Genomic DNA, 18,996 nt, shown 5'->3' with positions numbered 1-18,996 from the left:
GATTTTTATGAAGTTTGTACATCTTGGGGATCTTCATATAGGGAAAATTATCCACGAGTTTTCAATGCTACAGGATCAACAGCATGCATTAAATAGTATATTAGATTTACTTAAAGAGGAAGAAGTTGACGGACTTATTATAGCAGGGGACCTGTATGATAGGTCCGTTCCTCCATCAGATGCTGTTGAGGTTTTAAGTGTTTTTTTAACAAGTGTACTTGAAATGGGAATTAAAATATTTGCTATTTCAGGGAATCATGATAGTAGTGAAAGAATAAGCTTTTTAAGTTCAGTACTTGAAAAGCAGGGACTTTACATAGAGGGAACATTTAACGGTGAGGTTAAGGCTACTACATTTGAAAAGGATGGGGAAGAGGTTAACATATATCTACTTCCATATCTTGACCCAGCACTTATTAGAAAGTTATATAAGGACTCATCTATTAAAACACATGAGGATGCATTAAGGGCAGTTGTATCTACTATTAATATTAAGTCACCTAGTATATTAGTTGCCCATGCCTTTGTAGGAGGAAGTAGTACTGTACTTAGTGACTCGGAAAGACCACTAAGTATAGGAAATGCTGAAATTGTATCACCTGAAATATTTAAGGATTTTGATTACGTAGCACTAGGACATTTGCATAGAAGTCAAAGAGTATTAAGTGAAAATATAAGATATAGTGGTTCACTTCTTAAGTATTCAACCTCAGAGGCTAATAACAATAAGGACATAACTATTGTAGACATTAATAAGTCAGGTGCATCAGTATATACGAAAAAGATTAGTATATTAAGGGATCTTAGAATAAAAAGAGGGTATATTAAGGATTTAATAAGCCCTGAAAATTATGAGGGTGAGAATCTAGAGGATTATGTATTCTTTGAACTACTTGATGCGGGGGATATTATTGACCCAATAGGAACATTAAGGGGAGTATACAAAAACGTACTAGGTCTTAGAAGAGTTAATAATAATCAGGATGATAATATTGAAGGGGCAATTGTTAGCTATAGGGAAAAGAGTATAAACGAGCTATTCGATGATTTTTATTTAAGTATTAATGGAGAGTATTCTGAGGATAGGGTAGAAATGCTCCATAAATATATTAACGAAACTGTAGAGGAGGTAATAAGATGAAGCCTCTAAAACTTAAACTTAATGCATTTGGTCCATATAAGGGAGAGGAAGAAATCGACTTTACTAAACTAGATAGTATTTATTTAGTAACAGGACCAACAGGTGCAGGAAAAACCAGTATATTCGATGCTATATGTTTTGCCCTTTACGGGGAAACATCAGGAAAAAGTCGTGAGCAAAAGGATCTTAAAAGTGACTTTGCAGACCTTGAAAAGGTATGTTATGTTGATCTAGAATTTTCATTAAACGGCGAGATATATAGAATTATAAGGGAGCCGCAGCAGGTTATGAAGGGACGTAAAAACCCTAGGGGACATTCAGTAGAACTTCATATGCCAGGGGATAAGATTATAACAGGTATAAAGGACGTTAAGGATAAAATAGAAGAGATGCTTGGACTTAACGTGGAGCAGTTTAGACAAATAGTTATGCTTCCACAGGGAGAGTTTAGAAAACTTATAGAGTCTTCAACTGATGAGAAGGAGAGAATATTTAGAAGAATATTCTCATCTAAAATTTATAAAGACTTTCAGGATAGGCTTAAGGACAAGGCTATTAGAATTAAGAAAATAATAGAGAAAAGCAAAGAGTCTAGGAAAGCATTAATAGGTAAAATAAACCCGGGAGATAGTGAAAAACTGCTACAGCTTATTAATAGTGATAACCATAATATTAGTGAAATAATAATTGAGTGTGATTCTTTACTAAGTAGGGATAAGAAGACCCTTAAGGAAGAAGAGAAGAATCTATCTATTACTGAAAAGGAAATAGAAAAGATTAATACTGAAATTCAGTTAGCTATTGATAAAAACTCTAAAATAGAAGGTTATAATACCCTAAAAGAAAGACTTATTAACCTAAAGGATGAAGAGGAGAATATGTCCTCAATAGAAAAGGTAATTGATTTAGGGGTTAAGGCAAATGGACTTAAGGTTTATGAGCAGGAGTATATAAAGGCTAAAAGTATTTTAACATTAAAGGAAAAAGAATTGCTTAAGGCTGAAAATGACTTAGAATCTTCAGAGAGGGAAGCTAAGGAAATAAAGAATATGCTTTTAACTCTTGATGGCTTAAAAAATCAGGTTGAAGAAGATACTAAATCCCTTCATAAATTAGAGGGAGAACTTAAGGAATATAGTAGATATGAAGAGTATAAGAAAAAGTATACTCAAAAAAAGAAAGAGCTAGAAAGTATTGAGAAGAAGCTACAGCAAGGGGAAGAAGAGATTAAATCACTTAATAAATCAATAGATGATATTAACAATATAATTGATAAAAATAGTGATGTAGAGGGTAAAATCCTAACTAAAGAGCAAAGTCTTAAGATTTTAGAAGAAACAATAATAGATGTTAGGGACTTATATACTAAGGCTAATAGATTTAAGGAAGATATAGAAAGTCATATAAATCTTTCAAGGGACTATGAAAAGGAGTATAAGATATATAAAGCTCTTAAGGAAAATAAGGAAGCCTTAGAAGAAACATTTAAAAGGCAGCAGGCAGGTATACTTGCCCTAGGACTAAGGGAAGGGCAAATGTGTCCTGTATGTGGGTCAACTGAACATCCAAATAAGGCAAGTCTTAGTGAAGATGCAGTTAATGAAAATGATATTAAGGAACTTAACAGAACCTTAGAAGAGAAGAAGGTTAAAATAGATAGTGCTATGGCAAATCTTGCAGCACTTAATGCTAGTATAGAGAAAAGTGAAGAGGATGTTATTATTCCTTTAATTAAGAAGTATCTTTCAGATTATGAGTATAAAAGAAGTAATATTCAGGATATATTAATTAGCCTTAAGTCTAAGGGGGTAGCCCTTAAGACTAATATTGAAGAGATTAAGGCAGAAATAGAAAGTTTTAAGAATCTTAAGGATGAAATAGAGGCTAAAAAAATTCTTAGAAAGAATATTGAAAAGGACATAGCAGAGAAAACCACATCACTTAAAATTCTTGATGGAAATAGACTTAGCTTATTTGGTGAAGTTGAAGCAGCGCTAAGTATGACTAGACAGTTTGAATCAACATATAAGAATAAGTTAGTTACCCGTGAAGAAATTGAAAAGGGTATTTTAGATATAAGTAGTAGAATTAAGGTTATTAGTAATAAGATTGATTTTATAAATGAAAAAGATAAGACTTCTAGTATGAATCTTTCCTCAAGTAAAAAGAACCTAGAAAATAAGGAAGCAGAATTAAGTGATGCTAAGAAGACCTTAGCTTCTAGGGAAGAGGAATTTATAGAGAATCTTAATCTATTATTTGAAAGTGACGAGGATTATAGAAATAGCCTTATTGAAGAGGATAAAATTAGTAAACTAAGAAATAAGGTTAAACTATACAGGGAAGAGTTTATTTCGGTAACTGCTAAAATAGAGGAACTTGAAAAGGTACTTAATAATTATGAACTCATTAATATATCTACATTAGAAGAGTGTAAGGATAAGCTTTCAGTTAAGAAGAGTCATATTAATGATATTATAAAAAGTATATACTCCAGGGTTGAATCAAATAGTAGTATATTAACTACTATTAAGAATATAACAGGTGAGATATATGAAGTTGATAAGGAATATAGCATAATATCTGAGCTTTCTAATATTGCTAATGGAACCAATTCAAAGTGTATTACATTTGAAAGATATGTTCTTGTATATCATTTTAACGAAATACTAGAAGCTGCTAATATTAGGTTTAAGATTATGACAAATGATAGATATTACCTTAAGCATAAAACATCAATTGGTGATCGAAGAACAAGTCAGGGACTTGATTTTGATGTATATGATAATTACACAGGTAAGATTCGTAGCATAGGAAGCTTATCAGGTGGAGAAAGCTTTAAGGCTTCACTTGCACTTGCACTTGGGCTATCTGATGTTATTCAATCCCATGCAGGTGGAGTTAGAATTGACACTATGTTTATAGATGAGGGCTTTGGAACACTTGATAGTGAGTCACTTGAAAAGGCAATAGAGACACTGCTTGAGCTTGGTCAAAATGGTAGGATTGTAGGTATTATATCCCATGTTAATGAACTTAAGGAGAGAATACCATCTAAAATAGAAGTTACTAGGGACACACAGGGAAGCTACATTAAAGAAGTAGTGTCTTAGTACTATAACCTTAGTAGATGAATACTCTATTAGTAGTAATAAGTATAATAGAGTCAATACAAAACATATCTAGTTAGTAAATAATTAAATCATAACAGGTAAGCTTGACAAAAAACTAACAAGGTAATATATTTCTCTATGAGATTATCTGAATTAATGTCTTAGTAATTAGTTTAATTGGAGGAGAAGGTTATGAATAAATCAGGAGTAAGGCAAGCAGGTGAAATTACACTTCTTGTTGGAGCAATACTAGATACTATTTCACAGGCGGCTATAATATTATTTAGCTTTCTTATATGGGCACCTATAGGAGGGGCGTTAATTGCACTTTTATGGGTTGCTAGAGATAAGGCTTTAAAAGGAAGTAAGGGCTGGATGATTTATGGTATAGTTCAAGGTGCCTTAACAGGATGGGTAACTATGGCAGGCCATATATTAATGCTAGTAGATTATAACCAGACTGAAAACAAAGTTAATCATAGAGTTGATTTTAAGGTTGAAGATAAAAAAGACGACGAGTATTATCAATAATAAAAAAAGCTGCTTTAGAGAAAACTAATTCTATAAAGCAGCTTTTTTACATAATTATAATATTAAGTTTAATATTATAATTGGTTTTAATGTAAAAATATACTAAAAATTGAATTATTATAATATTACACACTGTACTTGTTATGTGTTATACTTTTTCAATTTAAATTAATTAAATATGTGTTAATTCAATTGACCTTTATATATTAATCATGTTAAAATCTAATTTGATAAGGAAAGTAAACGTTTTAGTAAATATATATTAAACTTTATAGTAGGAATAATATTCGCAGGAGGGTGTTAGTTTGAAGGTTTGTATTTTAGGTAGCATTAATATGGATGAAGTAGTAGGATGTCAAGAAATGCCAAAGGTTGGAGAGACTATCCTTGCAGATACATTTAAAAAAGTTCCTGGTGGAAAGGGAGCTAACCAAGCAGTTGCAGCAAAAAGAATGGGCTGTGATGTTTATATGATAGGAAAAATCGGTAATGACTCAAACGGAGAGGTTCTTCTTAATGCTCTTAAGAAGGATGAAATCAATACAGACTACGTATTTGTAGACAAGGAAAGGTCTACAGGTGTTGCTGTTATATTTGTTGATTCACATGGTAGTAACTCTATAGCAGTTGTTGCAGGGTCTAATATGGGAATTACATATGAGGATCTTGAAAAGACAAAGAGTGCCATAAAGGATAGTAAGATGTTAATATCTCAATTTGAAACACCAATTGAGATTACTATAGAAGCATTTAAGTATGCAAAAAGTGTAGGGGTTACAACCCTACTTAACCCAGCTCCAGCTAGAGATATTCCTGATGAGCTTTTACAGTATACTGATATTATTGTACCTAACGAATCAGAGGCTGAATCACTTACAGGTATTAAGGTTGTTGATATTCAAACAGCTAAAAACGCTGCGAACAATTTCCTAAATAAAGGGGCAAAATATGTTATAATAACTTTAGGTGATAAGGGTGCTGCTATTGTTACTAATGACTGTTTAATTCAGGTACCTGCTAATAAGGTTAATGCTGTTGATACTACAGCAGCAGGAGACTCATTTATAGGAGGACTTACAAGGGTTCTTTCACGTGAAGAGTCACTTGATATGGACATACTAACTAAGGCTGTTAGATTCGCTAATAAGGTATCAGCTATAGTTGTAACAAGAGAAGGAGCACAAACGTCTATCCCAAGCTTTGATGAAGTTATTAACACATATGGGGAGGAATAGTTTTGAAAAAAACAGGTATACTTAATACGCATATATGCTCATTAATTGCTGAACTTGGGCATCAAGATATGATTGCAATTGTTGATGCATCAGTATCAATTCCAGAGGAAGTTAAGAAGATTGACTTAGTTCTAACTCTTGGAATACCTTCACTAGAAGATACTATGAAGGCTGTTCTAGAGGATATGGAATCAAATGAGATAATTATTGCTATGGAAACAGAGGATGAGAATCAGGGGGCATTTAACACGATCTCAACACTTGCAGGGGACAGAAAGCTTACTCGTGTATCTAACGAACAGCTTAAACTTATGCTTAAAAAGTGTAGAGGGGTTATTAGATGTGGAGAGGGAAGCCCTTACTCAAGTCTTTTAATTAAATCAGCTAGTATATTTTAATTATAAAGCTGTCCATTGATTGGGCAGCTTTTTTATTTTTTGTATAAATTAAGTTTTTAAGTGGAGAATAAAATCATAACTTAAATAAATGATTATTAAAATTAAAATTTGTTCATTAATTATACATAATATTTTAGTAATTTTTTATGTTTACCTTCATATACATAGAATTAGATAGTAAGAAGGAGGAATACAATATGAAAAAACCACTTAAAAAGCTTGTAACATTAGGACTTATTATAGTTATTATAACAGGTGCATTTATTTCAATTAATAATTTAAATAGAGCATCTTCAGCTAAGGCAATGGAGGCGGTTCAAGGAGGAGATTTGTTAGGATTCCTTCAGGATGCATATAATGTTTACTGGAATATTGAAGATAGTATCGATTATAGTGATATTAAGATATATAAGGGCAAAGAATATGTTAAGGTAGAAGAAAATTTTCACTCAATAGGTGATATAGATAGATATTTAGATAAGTTTTATACAAAAGCTGCTAAGGATAAGTTTATGTCAGAGCTGAGTCCTAGGATGATTAATGGACAGCTTTATGTAATTATAGGGGAGGCAGGGGATCAGCCTTCTATGACAAGTGGGGAAATAGTAGATATGAATTTAAATAAAGGGTATGCGACTATGATGGTTAAGGATAGAGGGGGACAAAATATATATATTAAGGCTATGGTTAAAATAGAAAATGAAAAATTAAAGGTTGATTCATGGCAAATTATTTAAAAATAGTCTAATATTTTGGTTTTTATGATAAATTTTCACATTAGTAATTTACAAAAATTTTAAATTTTTATATAATTTATGTAGAAACTAATAGAAAAGGGGATATCTGATGAAAGAGAAAATCTTAATTGCAGAAGATGAGAAAAGATTATGTAAGGTTTATGACCTATATTTTAAGGGTGAGGGATACGATGTTGTTTTTGCCCATGACGGTAATAGTGCTGAGAAGCTTATAGATAATGGCAAGTTTGATATTATAATACTTGATGTTATGATGCCTGGTAAAGATGGTTGGTCCCTACTAAGAAAGATTAAGTCTAAATCAGATACACCTGTTATTATGACAACCTCTAGGGGAGAAGAAGAGGATAGAATATTCGGATTTGAACTTGGTGCAGATGATTATATGGTTAAGCCTATAAGTATGAGGGAACTTATGCTTAGAATTTCACTTAGAATCAAAAAAAGTGAAAAGGCTGACACAAGTTCAGATATTATAGAAGCAGGTAATTTAACCATTAGTGAAGATAGACGTGAGGTTATTGAAGGTGGACAAGTTGCTGTTTTAACACCTAAAGAATTTGAGTTATTAGTATACCTTATTAAGAACCCTAATGTTGTAATGAAAAGAGGAACATTACTTGATTATGTCTGGGGATATACATATTCAGGAGACACAAGAACAGTTGATACCCATATTAAGAATCTACGTGAAAAGGTTGGATTTTGTAATGAAAACCTTAAGACAGTTTGGGGCGTTGGATATAAATTAGAACTTCAAGAAGGGGCAAAACTTGGACACGCTGAAAATGAGTAAACTAACCAAAAGGTTTGTTTACATGATAATAATATTTGGTTTGTTATTAACAGCATTAGGCTTTATAGTACTTGAGCCTATTGTAGCGAAAACATATGTGGCAAGGGAGATAAACACATTAGAACTTAGGGCAATTGAGATTGAGGGTAAGTTGATTGAAAATAAGCCTATAAGTAAATACGAGTGTTATGTTACATATATAGATGGAAATTACGAGTATTATGGTGGACACTCTGATGCTGTAAAAGAGTTTTTAAAAATCACATCTATTGATAATGTGCCTCCAGGTATGAGAGTTAGTATGAAGGGGTCACATGATTTGTTATTTCATGTGAAAAAAATAGATAGAGGATATTTGCTAACCTATGAGGCTGTATTTGAAACAAGTAATTTCGTTAATTCTTTAAGACTTGTTTCAACTCTAATATTAATATCTATGATTGTTTTATCAATTCCATTTGCATATATACTAGGTAAAATAATAGGAGATCCTATTATTAAAATAAGTAATATTACAAAATCTATATCTAAGGGGAATTATAAAATAATTGATAGTATTAAAACAGGAGATGAGCTTGAGGATCTTTATTTAGATATTAAGAATATGTCGAAGAAATTAGAGCAGAAGTACTCATTTCAGCAAAGATTTATAGCAAATTTATCACATGACTTTAGAACACCACTTGCGGTTATAAGAAGCTATGCAGAGGCTCTAAATGATGGTCTTATTGATAAGGATGATATAGGAGAATACTCCCAGGATATAATATCAGAAATAGATAGACTTAACTGTATGGTAGATGATTTAATTGAGGTATCTAAGCTTAATAATGGTCAGTATCAAATGAAGAATGAATACAATAATATTTATGATATGGTAACCTCGGTTACAGGTAAGCTTTCAAATCTATATAATAAGGAAATTGAGGTTAATATACATAATAAATCATGTGTAATACTATGTGATAATATATATATAACTAGGGTTATATATAATCTTATAGATAATGCATTAAAGTTTACTCTTTCAAATGTTATAGTTAGAACCTATGTAAGGGGAGATGAACTGTATTTTGAGGTAGAGGACTTTGGACATGGTATTAATGAGGATGAGATTAAGCATATCTGGGATAGTTACTACAAAAGTGCTGAAAGTGGTGGAGTAGGACTTGGACTTAGAATCTGTTCTGAAATACTTAAAATACATGGATTTAAATATTCGGTTAATACTGAAATTAATAGGGGAACTATATTTTATTTTATTGTTCCAAGAAATAAATTTAATTAAACAATTCAGGCTGTTGACAAAGTCAACAGCCTGTCATGAAAAACATGTTTTTCATGAGGTTTGCCAAGGGGTGCTAAAGCTACTGCGTGCCGCTAAAGCGTCACTTGACCCCTTGAGAGGTATGGTCGGCGGCGGCACAGGTCCCCCTTGACCATGAATTTAAATTTCTTTATAAAACAAACCAATATTTTTTCAAATATTGGTTTGTTAACAATTTGAGATGCTAAGGTTTTAGCATCTTTTTTGCATAAAAAAAACTCATATCAGTAGAATATGAGTCTAAGCTAATAAAAAGATAAGTTACAATGTAATTCGTATTAGGAGACTCTCCGTTAGTCCCTAATAACAAATTAGTGGTAGTCTACATCCCCCATGTAGACAATACCTAATAAGATTTTACATTTTAAGAGTTATAAAAGATTGATAAAAATGTAAAATTAATGTGAAATATTAAAGTCTTATATTTTTTTCTGTTTCTATATCAAAAATATGAAGCTTTCTAGTATCTAAGTTAATACTTATGTTTTGGTTTGGTAATAACATTACGCTAGGGTCTACTAATAATGCTACTCTATTATCATTATATATAGTGTATACAAATGTTTCGTGTCCAAGCATCTCGACAAATTCAACCTTAGTGCTGATTTTGTTTTTAGATGATTCATCTTCATAGATAACATGTTCAGGACGTATTCCTATTTTAACTGATTTATTAACATAGCCCTTGCTGCTAAGAAGTGAGGCTGTTTCATCTGGTATTTCAAGGTGCTGATTATTTAGAAGAAGCTTAATATTAGAGTTTTCTTCAACAACTTTGCACTCAAAAAAGTTCATTTGGGGACTTCCTATAAATGCAGCAACAAATAAATTAGCAGGATTATTATATATATTATGTGGAGTATCAACCTGCTGAATAACTCCATTATTCATAACAACTATTCTACTACCCATAGTCATAGCTTCTGTTTGGTCATGAGTTACATATACAACAGAGGCATTTGCTTCATTGTAAAGCTTGATTATCTCAGCTCTCATTTGTACACGAAGTTTAGCGTCAAGGTTTGAAAGTGGCTCATCCATAAGATATAGCTTTGGCTGCCTTATTATTGCACGACCAAGTGCTACTCTTTGACGTTGACCACCTGATAATTGACCAGGTTTTCTTTTAAGATATTCTGTAAGTTGAAGTTTAGCTGCTGTTTGTTCAACCTTAGAATTTATTTCGCTTTTTGAAAGTTTTTTAACCTTTAGAGAGAAGGCTAGATTATCAAATACGCTCATATGAGGATAAAGTGCATAGTTTTGGAATACCATTGCAATATCCCTATCCTTAGGCTCAATATTTGTAACATCCCTATTATCTATATGTATAGTCCCCTCAGTTGGCTCCTCAAGTCCTGCAATCATTCTAAGTGTAGTAGATTTACCACATCCTGATGGACCAACAAGAACAAGAAATTCCTTATTCTCAATGTTTATATTAACATTATCAACAGCTTTTGAGCTGTTTTTATATTCTTTACTTATGTTTTGCAAAGTAAGTGTAGACATTAGTATCCTCCTAAAATTTAAAATATACATTAATATTAATTATAATGTTATATGTAGAAAAATGTATGTATATAGTGAAATATAGAAAAAAATCATACTAAGTGTTTTAGTATAGAAAAAAACTATAATATAATTATAATACTATAAAATCTTTTAAAATGGGTAATAACCTATATTTTGTGAAGGGAGATAATTATGGCAGTAGTTAATATTATAAACAGAAATATAAAATTTGATGTAAAGGAAAATGTATTACTTTCAGATGCAATTAGGGAAGGAACTAATATTGAGACACCATGTGAAGGTAAGGGAGTATGCGGTAAATGTAAAGTTAAAGTTAAAGGTGAATTATCTCCTGTTTTAGAAAGTGAGAAAATATTTATAAAAGAGGGGGAAAGGTTAGCCTGTATGGCGAGAATTGCTGGAGACGTGGATGTTGAAGTTACATATAGTTTAAAGGATATAAAATCAATAGATAGTGGATATAGACGTAAGTATAGTGTAGGGGATAATATAGGGAAAAGGTATGGGATTGCAATAGATCTTGGAACTACAGGGGTTAGTGGATACCTTGTTGATTACTCAATAGGTGATGTTATAGAAAAATACTCAACAGTTAATAGGCAAGTTGAATATGGAGCTGATGTTTTATCTAGGGCAGAATTTCAAATATCAAGGGAAGATGGAGGGAAACTTCTTCAGAAAAAAGTAGTAGAAACCATTAATTTTGTATTAGATAAGCTATCAAATAGTGATCCCTATATACTTAATAATATTAATGGTATTTATATAGCAGGAAACACAATTATGCTTCATTTATTAGCAGGTAAAAGTGTTGAAAGTCTTGTTAAAGCACCATATGAAAGTGTGTTTTTAGATACCTATAAAATCAATTCAAATACTATTTCTATTAAAGTAAATTCGGATGTAATACTTCTCCCTTCAATTTCATCATATGTAGGGGCGGATATTACAGCGGGGATGTTTGCCTGTAACTTTGAAAATAGGAATAATTCTATATACATAGATATAGGTACTAATGGTGAGATTGGAATTAATAGCAGTGGAGAGATATATACAACAGCAACAGCAGCTGGTCCAGCATTAGAGGGAAGTAATATAGAATGTGGAATGAGGGCTGAGGATGGTGCTATTGATGGATTTAAAATAGAGGGGGACAATATAGTTATTTCAACTATTAACAATAGTCCTGCCTGTGGTATATGTGGAAGTGGAATAATAGATATTATAGCAGAGTTTATTAAACATAAAATTATATTAAAGACAGGTAAAATAAATAAGGATAATGCTGAAAAATATTTTAAGGTAGAGGATAAGAAAATATATTTAACTGATAGTATATACATATCCCAGGAGGATATAAGGTCATTTCAATTAGCAAAGGGAGCTATAATATCAGGGATTAACATTCTTTGTAGAAGGGTTAAGTTAGAAGAAGTTAAGGAGTTTTTAGTAGGAGGGTCATTTGGATACCATTTAAATGAAGAGTCATTAAGAAGAACTGGCATAGTGCCAGGTAAGTTTAATGGAAGTGTTAAGTTTGTAGGTAATTCTTCACTTGAAGGAGCGTTTATTAGTAGTATAAATGAGGAATATATTCAGGAAATGAGAAATTTAAGTAAGAAAGTTAAGTCTATAAATTTATCACTAGATAGCGAATTCCAAAATGAGTTTATTAATAGCTTAAGCTTTTAGGAGGGTATTATGTTTTTGTGTGGAGGAAAATCATGTTTAGAAGGAAGTTCAGAAATATTTAAAACAATATCCTTTGATAGTTTTGTAGAGTGTAGAAGTATTTTATATAATTTAGGGATTAAGGATTATGAAGTAGGTAAGTATTATTTTTCATCGGTTAAGGAACTTTTAGAGTTAATGGAGAAGAATACGTTAACTCCCCTATGTGGGGTAACTGGGGATCTTTCATATTCACTAGGTGTTATAGAATATACTAAAAAAAGTAATGAGGTATTATGCCTTAACATTGAAGGGCCATTTACTATATTATCAAGTCTTATTAATCCTATTGTTATCTTTAAGGAATGTAAAAGAAATAGGGAAGATGTAATGCTTGCAATTAAATACATTGAAAAATTTCAGTTTGATTATATTAATCAGGTTAGTGGAATAAAGATGATTTCCCTTGCAGAGCCAAGTGGTGATATTAATATAATTGGCCCCAAAACCTTTAAGGAATTTGTAGCACCTTCAAATATTAATCTAATTAAGCATATTCAAAAAAGTGATGTAGATGTTATTCATTTATGTGGAAGGCTCTCAACATCACTTGAAAAGGTAGAAGAGTTATATGCAAAGAAGATGACACTAGAGTTAGATACATATGAAAACCATATTTTATCATTATCTAATGGGGAAATAGTTTGTCATAGCTGTACAAAAATGCTACCACTTAAAAGACGTATAGTACATATAGGTAAATTAAAAAGCCATATATCGAAGTAATGATATATGGCTCAGGCTGTTGATAAATGGAACAGCCTATCATGAAAAATAGGTTTCTCATGTTTTACCAAGGGGTGATAAAGCTACTTGGGATGATAAAGCGTCAATTGACCCCTTAAAGTGATATGCTTTAAAGAATAATAAATATTAATATTACAGCTGCGACTGTTTGAACTAGACCTATTAACCCGGCATAAATTGAGAATTTAGAACCTTGATTAATAAGATCGCGAATCTTAACCCTCATACCAATAGCTGCAAGTGCAATAACCTCAAATGTTGAGCTTATTCCCTTAAAGGTAGCTGATAGTGAGTTTGGTATAATGCCAAGTGTATATACTCCACATAGCACAAAGAATCCTATAACATACCATGGAATCTTAAGTTTGAATTTAGGTTTTGATGATTTCTTGTCAAAATCTTCTATTAGTAAATCATTATCCTCTGAGTCAACAATATCAAGTTCAGCCTCTGCACCTTTTGATTTATTCTTAAGGTAAGAAAGATATATAACAACGAATACTAGGAATATAATTCTAACAATCTTAAAAATAGTAGCAAGTTCTGTTACCTCAGGGCTAATCATTTTAGCACTACCAACAACCTGACCAACAGACTGAAGTGTACCTCCAAGTAGTGCAGAGGTTTCAAGTAGGTCCTGGTTAAAGAATACCAGTGCTATAAATGGAAGTATTAGCATTAATACTGTACCAGTAACATTAACTAGGGTAATTGATATTGCCTTATCCTTGTCACTAGCATTAATAGCAGGTGCAACAGAGGCTATAGCAGAGGAACCACATACACCATTACCACTTGCCATAAGGTAGGTAAAGTCATCTTCAAATCCCATTTTACGACCAATATAAATAACTGCAGCTATTGTTATGATCATTTGGATAGCAATAAATAATACACCACTAAATCCAAGTGTCATTATGGTTTGTATACTTAAAGTTCCTCCAAGTAAAACAACAGATATTGAAAGTAGTGTTCCTTCAGAGAATTTAGTTCCCTTGTTTAGTTTATCTGAAGTTAAAATAGTATTTCCAAGTATTATTCCAAGAAATATTGCAATAGTAGCTGCACCTAGTGTTGGTGCAAATTTAGCTAGAAATTTACTAATTAATGATATTATGAAACATACAATAAATCCAGGAAGTATAGATATTATTTCATTTTTCATTTTGGATAAATTCATGGATTTTCCTCCTTAGCATTTTGTATTAGTATTTTCAGTTACAGATAAATTATAATAGGAATATAACTATAAAAAAAATAAATAATAATTATAATAACCATAACTAAAAGTTATAATGAGGTGGATCAATGCTTGAGGAGTTAAAAACATTTATTGCAGTAGTTGAGTGTCTTAGTTTTACCAAGGCATCTGAAAGAATTAATATATCCCAGCCAGCTGTTAGTAAGCATATAAAGAATCTTGAGAAGCTTTATGGGATTAAGTTAATAGAGCGTTCTATTAAGGATAAAAAAATATCTATTACCCTAGCTGGTGAACATCTTTATAGAAGGGGAAAACAAATTATAAGAAATATTAATGAGCTTTATATAGAAATAGATGACTTTAAAAATCAAGTTAGTGGTGAGGTTAAAATAGGGGCTAGTTATACAATTGGAGAATATTATATTCCAGGGTTTTTAAGTATTATTTCTAAGAAATACCCGAAAATAGAATTTGAAATTATAATAGATAACACTAAAAATATATGTAGACAGTTACATGAAAGAAAAATAGATATAGGGCTTGTTGAGGGAAGTTTTAATAATAGTGAATTTTATTATGGAAAATTTAAAGAGGATGAACTATATGTAGTTTCACCATATGACCCAACTATTAATAATAAGGAGTTTCGCATAAATGACTTTGAAAACAGTGTATGGATTAGTCGTGAAGAGGGTTCAGGAACACGTGAACAGTTAGATAAGTTATTTAGACTTTATAGCATAAGACCTAAGAAAATAATGTATCTTGGAAGTAACTGTGCTATTAAGGAGGGGGTTAAACATAATTTAGGGGTAAGTCTTCTTTCGAAAAGTATAGTTAAGGATTCGGTTGAAATGAGAGAGTTATCTATTATGAAGGTTGATTCATCCTTAAAAAGAAAGTTCCATTATATAACTAGGAAGGAAGAAAGGGTATCTAAAGCTATATCCGTTATAATAGATACATTATTGGAATTCAATTAGTTTATAATTTATTTAATAAATATCTTTATTATGATTCCTTATTTGTGGTAAAATAGAAATTGTATAAGTATGTTATTATTTTGCTAAGGAGGGAAAAAGTTATGTCAGTTAATAAGGCACTTGGTATGATAGAAACTAGAGGATTAACTCCTGCAGTTGAAGCAGCAGATGCTATGGTTAAGGCTGCTAGTGTAACACTATGCGGATATAAGTCAATAGGGTCAGGACTTGTTGCTGTTATTGTAAGAGGTGACGTTGGAGCTGTTAAGGCTGCAGTTGACGCTGGTGTAGAAGTTGCAAGATCAGTTGGAGAAATTAACGCTGTACACGTAATTCCAGCACCACACGCTGAAATTGAAGAGGCAATATTAAAGAATATTGGCTAATAACACTTTGATTCGTCTAACATATTGTGGCTATAATAGTCATAATAATAAATATTTAATAAAATGTGCTTTATAATTATAATAAATCTATAAGTATTTAATGGAAAAGGGTGTGTATTTTCTCTAAATAATGTTTTTTAGCAGTATTTTAGAGAAAAAGGATAAATGCCTAGTTTTCTTTTAATACATATGGTGTTATAATTAAAAGTAACAACACATAATTAATTATGGGGGGTATTCATTATGTCACTAAAAGATGTAAAGATAACTGTTATAGAAGTAGTTAACCAAGAAACAGCTACTGCTAAAGAAAATGCTAACGTAAACTCAAAAGTAGGAGATACATACGTTTCAACAAACGGTGAGTCACCAGAAGGACTTTCAGCTAGCGCTTGGCTAGGTGTTAAGAGAAGAGTTGTTGAATTAGCTTCAGGAGATAGCGATCCGCTACTAGCTGATGGAAACACAACTGTTTGCTGTAACGACGGTGCTCGTCCAGTATACTACAAGCTTGAAGTAGTAAAATAGTTTAAAGTTATCAAAACTGTCCTTGTATAAGGGCAGTTTTTTTCATTTTTACTATTTTTAAATATCACAAATTTAAAATAGTATCTTCTAATTTTGTAAAAAAATATATATAATATAAGAAATAGATTGTTGTGAAATATTAACAAAGTATGTACAAAAAGTTAAAAAATTTCACTTAAATATACAGAATCTTATGTCAATATGAAGTTCTAATACATAAAATTAATAAAGGGGAAGATTTTAAAAAAGGGGTGGTAGCTATGGATATATTGGTAGGTATAATACTAGTTTCAGTTGTGGTAATTGGTATTTATGTAGGTGTGAAAAATCATAGAAATGAGCCTAAGAATAAGCCAAATGAGTGGATAAGTAACATAGAGGATGTTACTTACATTGCTGGGCTTTCTGATATTACTTCAGGAAGTAAATGTAGAGTTGAAGTACTCACAGATAAGCTACTATTTGAATATGATGGTATAAGACATCTTGTAAAGCTTCATGAAATACCATCCTATAAGATTGTAAGTAGTTCATACATTTTAGAAAAAGTAAATGTAGGTAAACTAAAGATTAAAGGTGATCTTGTAAGTCTTAGTAATAATAAAAAATTAAAGTTTAATAACTTTATAGAGGTAAGTTACAAATCAAGTGACGTAGAGTACAGAGTTGTGTTAAATATGTATAATAATGAGGACCTTGTTAGAATTACTAACCAAATAGATAGGTTTCTTATAAAATAAAATAATGCTAGGTAGAAAGTCTTCTAAAAACAGGAGGCTTTTTATATTTTATACTAATAAGTATTTTTGAGAGGTGGAATATGAAAAGGATTAATATTATGATTTGTTTTGTATCATTTATATCTCTATTTATGTTTGCATCATGCTCATCGGAGAATAAACCAAGTAAGACTATTGAGGTATCTGTTAATAATGTACCTGTAAAATCATATGAGTTTAGTGGTGAGCCTACAGTGCCACTTGAAATGGTATGTAATATACTAGAATATCATAATAGAAAATATGTACAAGAAGGCAATGAGAAGATATTTGTTGCTAGTAAAAATAACTATATGTACTTTTATAAGGGGAAGGATTACTTTAGTAGTAGACCTAAAAAGTTAAATGAAATTCATAAGGCGGAAAATGATAAGCTAATTGAAGAGAGTTATAATAAGATTAATTATGAAGGTGGATTTAAGGCAGTAAACTATGGTGGAACCCTATATATTCCTGTTAATATGGTTGAAAGTGATGAATGCCTTGAAATAAGTGTTAGATATATAGATGAGGGATACAGGCTAGGTAAATATACTCAGGTAAAATAAAAAAAGGTAAGCATTAAATGCTTACCTTTTGGCAGGGGCACCAGGACTCGAACCCGGAACCAATGGTTTTGGAGACCACTACTCTACCAATTGAGCCATACCCCTAAGACAATACTTATTATATACCCTTATTTCATATATTGCAATAGGTTTTATAAAAATTATTAAAAAATATTTTATATTTATTAAAATGGTTAATAAATACATATGCAAAGTCGATAATAATACGAAAAGAAAAAAGAAATATCTAGGTAGGTATAGCGTATGGTAAAAATAATTAAATTCTTTTTATTTGATGATTTGAATTATAGAATCAATTACACGTCAGACGGAGTAGATAAGAAAATATCTAGTATTATTGTAAGTTTATTTCTAAGTTATTTTGTTAAGGGTATAAAATCAGGAATATTATATAAAAAAATAGAAGATAAGCATCTAATATTAAGGGTTGATTATGAGGAGGAAGAGAAACAATATGTTGTTCAATTTGTTTATGTAGACTCCTTAGATGATTACCCAATTAAGATTATGTACGAAAGTGGGTTTATTGATAGTGACTTTAAACATCAAGACTATCAAGACCTTGAATTTGAAACACTATCAAGATACATGAAGAGTATAGATGGGCAAGGATTTAGACAAATGGTTAGCGGACTATTTAGATCTAAATATTATAATTCTTCTATTAGAATAAGGGGACATGCTAAGGAATTATTACTGTGGATAGGTATAGTCCAAACAGTATTTCCAATAGAGCTTGCTCAAAGTGTTAGTTTTAAGGTTGAAAACTATTCAAATGGTATGGGAATGGCAAGTATTTCAATTAGTGATAATATAGTTGATGTAAGATATAGGTTCTCATTAGAAGGTGATAATTCAAATGTTGAACAGTATAAGTTTACATCTATGCTAGAGAGGCATTATCTTGTACCATCAACTAATTTAGAGGCGTTTTTCCTATTTGCCACCCACTTTGATTATAAGGTTTTAGATGAAAGAATTGAGGATATTTATAATATTTATATGATATCAAGACTTGGACTTGGGGATTATGAGTATTCTGATGTTAAGGTTGCATTTGATACCCTTGAAGAAATAGGATCAAAGGAAGCTAAGAGAATAGTTATACTTAATATGCTAAAGGTAATAGATAAACTAACAACAGAAATTGATATTAAGTTTTTTAAGCTTATAATAGGGTTTTCATTTAGAGCAGCTAAGGAAATGGAAAGTTTATTTATAAATGAAATGTGTA

18 protein-coding genes and 1 tRNA gene are annotated in these 18,996 nt (G+C 31.1%); 16 read left to right on the top strand and 3 right to left on the bottom strand.

Annotation, left to right across the window (positions count from 1 at the left end; genetic code table 11):
• Nucleotides 1-7 precede the first annotated feature (7 nt).
• The 8 genes from RR539_RS03110 to RR539_RS03075 all read left to right on the top strand — a co-directional run bounded on the left by RR539_RS03110 (nucleotide 8) and on the right by RR539_RS03075 (nucleotide 9,260).
• Nucleotides 8-1,141 (top strand): exonuclease SbcCD subunit D, encoded by a 1,134-nt coding sequence (locus RR539_RS03110; protein WP_332500190.1) that lies wholly within the window; start codon nucleotides 8-10, stop codon nucleotides 1,139-1,141.
• Nucleotides 1,138-4,254, top strand: a complete 3,117-nt coding sequence (locus tag RR539_RS03105; RefSeq protein ID WP_332500189.1) for an AAA family ATPase — start codon at nucleotides 1,138-1,140, stop codon at nucleotides 4,252-4,254. The genes RR539_RS03110 and RR539_RS03105 overlap by 4 nt, the downstream gene beginning before the upstream one ends.
• Nucleotides 4,255-4,446: 192 nt before the next feature.
• A complete protein-coding gene (locus RR539_RS03100; protein WP_332472863.1) occupies nucleotides 4,447-4,785 on the top strand; it encodes a hypothetical protein in 339 nt (112 codons plus the stop codon).
• Between the two features lie 305 nt (nucleotides 4,786-5,090).
• Complete coding sequence (gene rbsK / locus RR539_RS03095) at nucleotides 5,091-6,020, top strand: ribokinase (RefSeq protein ID WP_332472862.1); 930 nt, start codon at nucleotides 5,091-5,093, stop codon at nucleotides 6,018-6,020.
• A 2-nt stretch (nucleotides 6,021-6,022) separates the two neighbouring features.
• Nucleotides 6,023-6,418, top strand: a complete 396-nt coding sequence (gene rbsD / locus RR539_RS03090; protein ID WP_332472861.1) for a D-ribose pyranase — start codon at nucleotides 6,023-6,025, stop codon at nucleotides 6,416-6,418.
• Nucleotides 6,419-6,615: 197 nt separating this feature from the next.
• Nucleotides 6,616-7,155, top strand: a complete 540-nt coding sequence (locus RR539_RS03085; RefSeq protein WP_332472860.1) for a DL-endopeptidase inhibitor IseA family protein — start codon at nucleotides 6,616-6,618, stop codon at nucleotides 7,153-7,155.
• A gap of 109 nt (nucleotides 7,156-7,264) precedes the next feature.
• The gene (locus RR539_RS03080; RefSeq protein ID WP_332472859.1) at nucleotides 7,265-7,972 is read left to right on the top strand and encodes a response regulator transcription factor; all 708 of its coding nucleotides are present in this window, start codon (nucleotides 7,265-7,267) and stop codon (nucleotides 7,970-7,972) included.
• A complete protein-coding gene (locus RR539_RS03075) occupies nucleotides 7,965-9,260 on the top strand; it encodes a sensor histidine kinase (protein WP_332500188.1) in 1,296 nt (431 codons plus the stop codon). The genes RR539_RS03080 and RR539_RS03075 overlap by 8 nt, the downstream gene beginning before the upstream one ends.
• Nucleotides 9,261-9,710: 450 nt before the next feature.
• Here the strand turns inward: RR539_RS03075 and RR539_RS03070 are convergent, their stop codons facing one another.
• Nucleotides 9,711-10,811 (bottom strand): ABC transporter ATP-binding protein, encoded by a 1,101-nt coding sequence (locus RR539_RS03070; RefSeq protein ID WP_332472857.1) that lies wholly within the window; start codon nucleotides 10,809-10,811, stop codon nucleotides 9,711-9,713.
• Nucleotides 10,812-11,006: 195 nt separating this feature from the next.
• Between RR539_RS03070 and RR539_RS03065 the strand changes: the two genes are divergently transcribed.
• Nucleotides 11,007-12,527 carry an ASKHA domain-containing protein gene (locus RR539_RS03065; protein WP_332500187.1) on the top strand — a complete coding sequence of 507 codons (1,521 nt, stop codon included), beginning with the start codon at nucleotides 11,007-11,009 and terminating at the stop codon, nucleotides 12,525-12,527.
• 9 nt (nucleotides 12,528-12,536) lie between these two features.
• Nucleotides 12,537-13,292 carry a uroporphyrinogen decarboxylase family protein gene (locus RR539_RS03060; protein WP_332500185.1) on the top strand — a complete coding sequence of 252 codons (756 nt, stop codon included), beginning with the start codon at nucleotides 12,537-12,539 and terminating at the stop codon, nucleotides 13,290-13,292.
• Nucleotides 13,293-13,422: 130 nt separating this feature from the next.
• Here the strand turns inward: RR539_RS03060 and RR539_RS03055 are convergent, their stop codons facing one another.
• A complete protein-coding gene (locus RR539_RS03055) occupies nucleotides 13,423-14,478 on the bottom strand; it encodes a YeiH family protein (protein WP_332500212.1) in 1,056 nt (351 codons plus the stop codon).
• Between the two features lie 143 nt (nucleotides 14,479-14,621).
• Between RR539_RS03055 and RR539_RS03050 the strand changes: the two genes are divergently transcribed.
• The 5 genes from RR539_RS03050 to RR539_RS03030 all read left to right on the top strand — a co-directional run bounded on the left by RR539_RS03050 (nucleotide 14,622) and on the right by RR539_RS03030 (nucleotide 17,741).
• Complete coding sequence (locus tag RR539_RS03050) at nucleotides 14,622-15,500, top strand: LysR family transcriptional regulator (RefSeq protein WP_332472854.1); 879 nt, start codon at nucleotides 14,622-14,624, stop codon at nucleotides 15,498-15,500.
• A gap of 101 nt (nucleotides 15,501-15,601) precedes the next feature.
• Nucleotides 15,602-15,886 (top strand): BMC domain-containing protein, encoded by a 285-nt coding sequence (locus RR539_RS03045; RefSeq protein ID WP_332472853.1) that lies wholly within the window; start codon nucleotides 15,602-15,604, stop codon nucleotides 15,884-15,886.
• A gap of 243 nt (nucleotides 15,887-16,129) precedes the next feature.
• Entirely contained in the window at nucleotides 16,130-16,414 is a 285-nt protein-coding gene (locus RR539_RS03040; protein ID WP_332472852.1) for a TIGR04076 family protein, read from the top strand.
• A gap of 260 nt (nucleotides 16,415-16,674) precedes the next feature.
• Nucleotides 16,675-17,154 carry a hypothetical protein gene (locus RR539_RS03035; protein WP_332500184.1) on the top strand — a complete coding sequence of 160 codons (480 nt, stop codon included), beginning with the start codon at nucleotides 16,675-16,677 and terminating at the stop codon, nucleotides 17,152-17,154.
• Nucleotides 17,155-17,234: 80 nt separating this feature from the next.
• Nucleotides 17,235-17,741: a hypothetical protein gene (locus tag RR539_RS03030; protein ID WP_332500183.1), complete on the top strand. Its 507-nt coding sequence runs from the start codon at nucleotides 17,235-17,237 to the stop codon at nucleotides 17,739-17,741.
• 29 nt (nucleotides 17,742-17,770) lie between these two features.
• Here RR539_RS03030 and RR539_RS03025 read toward each other — a convergent pair.
• Nucleotides 17,771-17,846 (bottom strand) — tRNA-Trp (locus tag RR539_RS03025).
• 159 nt (nucleotides 17,847-18,005) lie between these two features.
• On the opposite strand from RR539_RS03025, the gene RR539_RS03020 reads away from it, so the two are divergent.
• The coding region (locus RR539_RS03020; RefSeq protein ID WP_332500182.1) for a hypothetical protein at nucleotides 18,006-18,996 on the top strand (991 nt) is incomplete at its 3' end.

This window comes from Clostridium sp., assembly GCF_036639235.1.
GTDB lineage: Bacteria > Bacillota > Clostridia > Clostridiales > Caloramatoraceae > Clostridium_AB.
Note: the sequence above shows the minus strand (reverse complement) of the source record. Positions and strands in the feature narration are given on the sequence as shown.

Excerpts from the sequence above, each read along its gene's own strand:
- RR539_RS03110 (WP_332500190.1), top strand. The coding sequence starts at position 8 with ATGAAGTTTGTACATCTTGGGGATCTTCATATAGGGAAAATTATCCAC.
- RR539_RS03105 (WP_332500189.1), top strand. The coding sequence starts at position 1,138 with ATGAAGCCTCTAAAACTTAAACTTAATGCATTTGGTCCATATAAGGGA.
- RR539_RS03100 (WP_332472863.1), top strand. The coding sequence starts at position 4,447 with ATGAATAAATCAGGAGTAAGGCAAGCAGGTGAAATTACACTTCTTGTT.
- RR539_RS03085 (WP_332472860.1), top strand. The coding sequence starts at position 6,616 with ATGAAAAAACCACTTAAAAAGCTTGTAACATTAGGACTTATTATAGTT.
- RR539_RS03080 (WP_332472859.1), top strand. The coding sequence starts at position 7,265 with ATGAAAGAGAAAATCTTAATTGCAGAAGATGAGAAAAGATTATGTAAG.
- RR539_RS03075 (WP_332500188.1), top strand. The coding sequence starts at position 7,965 with ATGAGTAAACTAACCAAAAGGTTTGTTTACATGATAATAATATTTGGT.
- RR539_RS03070 (WP_332472857.1), bottom strand. The coding sequence starts at position 10,811 with ATGTCTACACTTACTTTGCAAAACATAAGTAAAGAATATAAAAACAGC.
- RR539_RS03065 (WP_332500187.1), top strand. The coding sequence starts at position 11,007 with ATGGCAGTAGTTAATATTATAAACAGAAATATAAAATTTGATGTAAAG.
- RR539_RS03060 (WP_332500185.1), top strand. The coding sequence starts at position 12,537 with ATGTTTTTGTGTGGAGGAAAATCATGTTTAGAAGGAAGTTCAGAAATA.
- RR539_RS03055 (WP_332500212.1), bottom strand. The coding sequence starts at position 14,478 with ATGAAAAATGAAATAATATCTATACTTCCTGGATTTATTGTATGTTTC.
- RR539_RS03050 (WP_332472854.1), top strand. The coding sequence starts at position 14,622 with ATGCTTGAGGAGTTAAAAACATTTATTGCAGTAGTTGAGTGTCTTAGT.
- RR539_RS03045 (WP_332472853.1), top strand. The coding sequence starts at position 15,602 with ATGTCAGTTAATAAGGCACTTGGTATGATAGAAACTAGAGGATTAACT.
- RR539_RS03040 (WP_332472852.1), top strand. The coding sequence starts at position 16,130 with ATGTCACTAAAAGATGTAAAGATAACTGTTATAGAAGTAGTTAACCAA.
- RR539_RS03035 (WP_332500184.1), top strand. The coding sequence starts at position 16,675 with ATGGATATATTGGTAGGTATAATACTAGTTTCAGTTGTGGTAATTGGT.
- RR539_RS03030 (WP_332500183.1), top strand. The coding sequence starts at position 17,235 with ATGAAAAGGATTAATATTATGATTTGTTTTGTATCATTTATATCTCTA.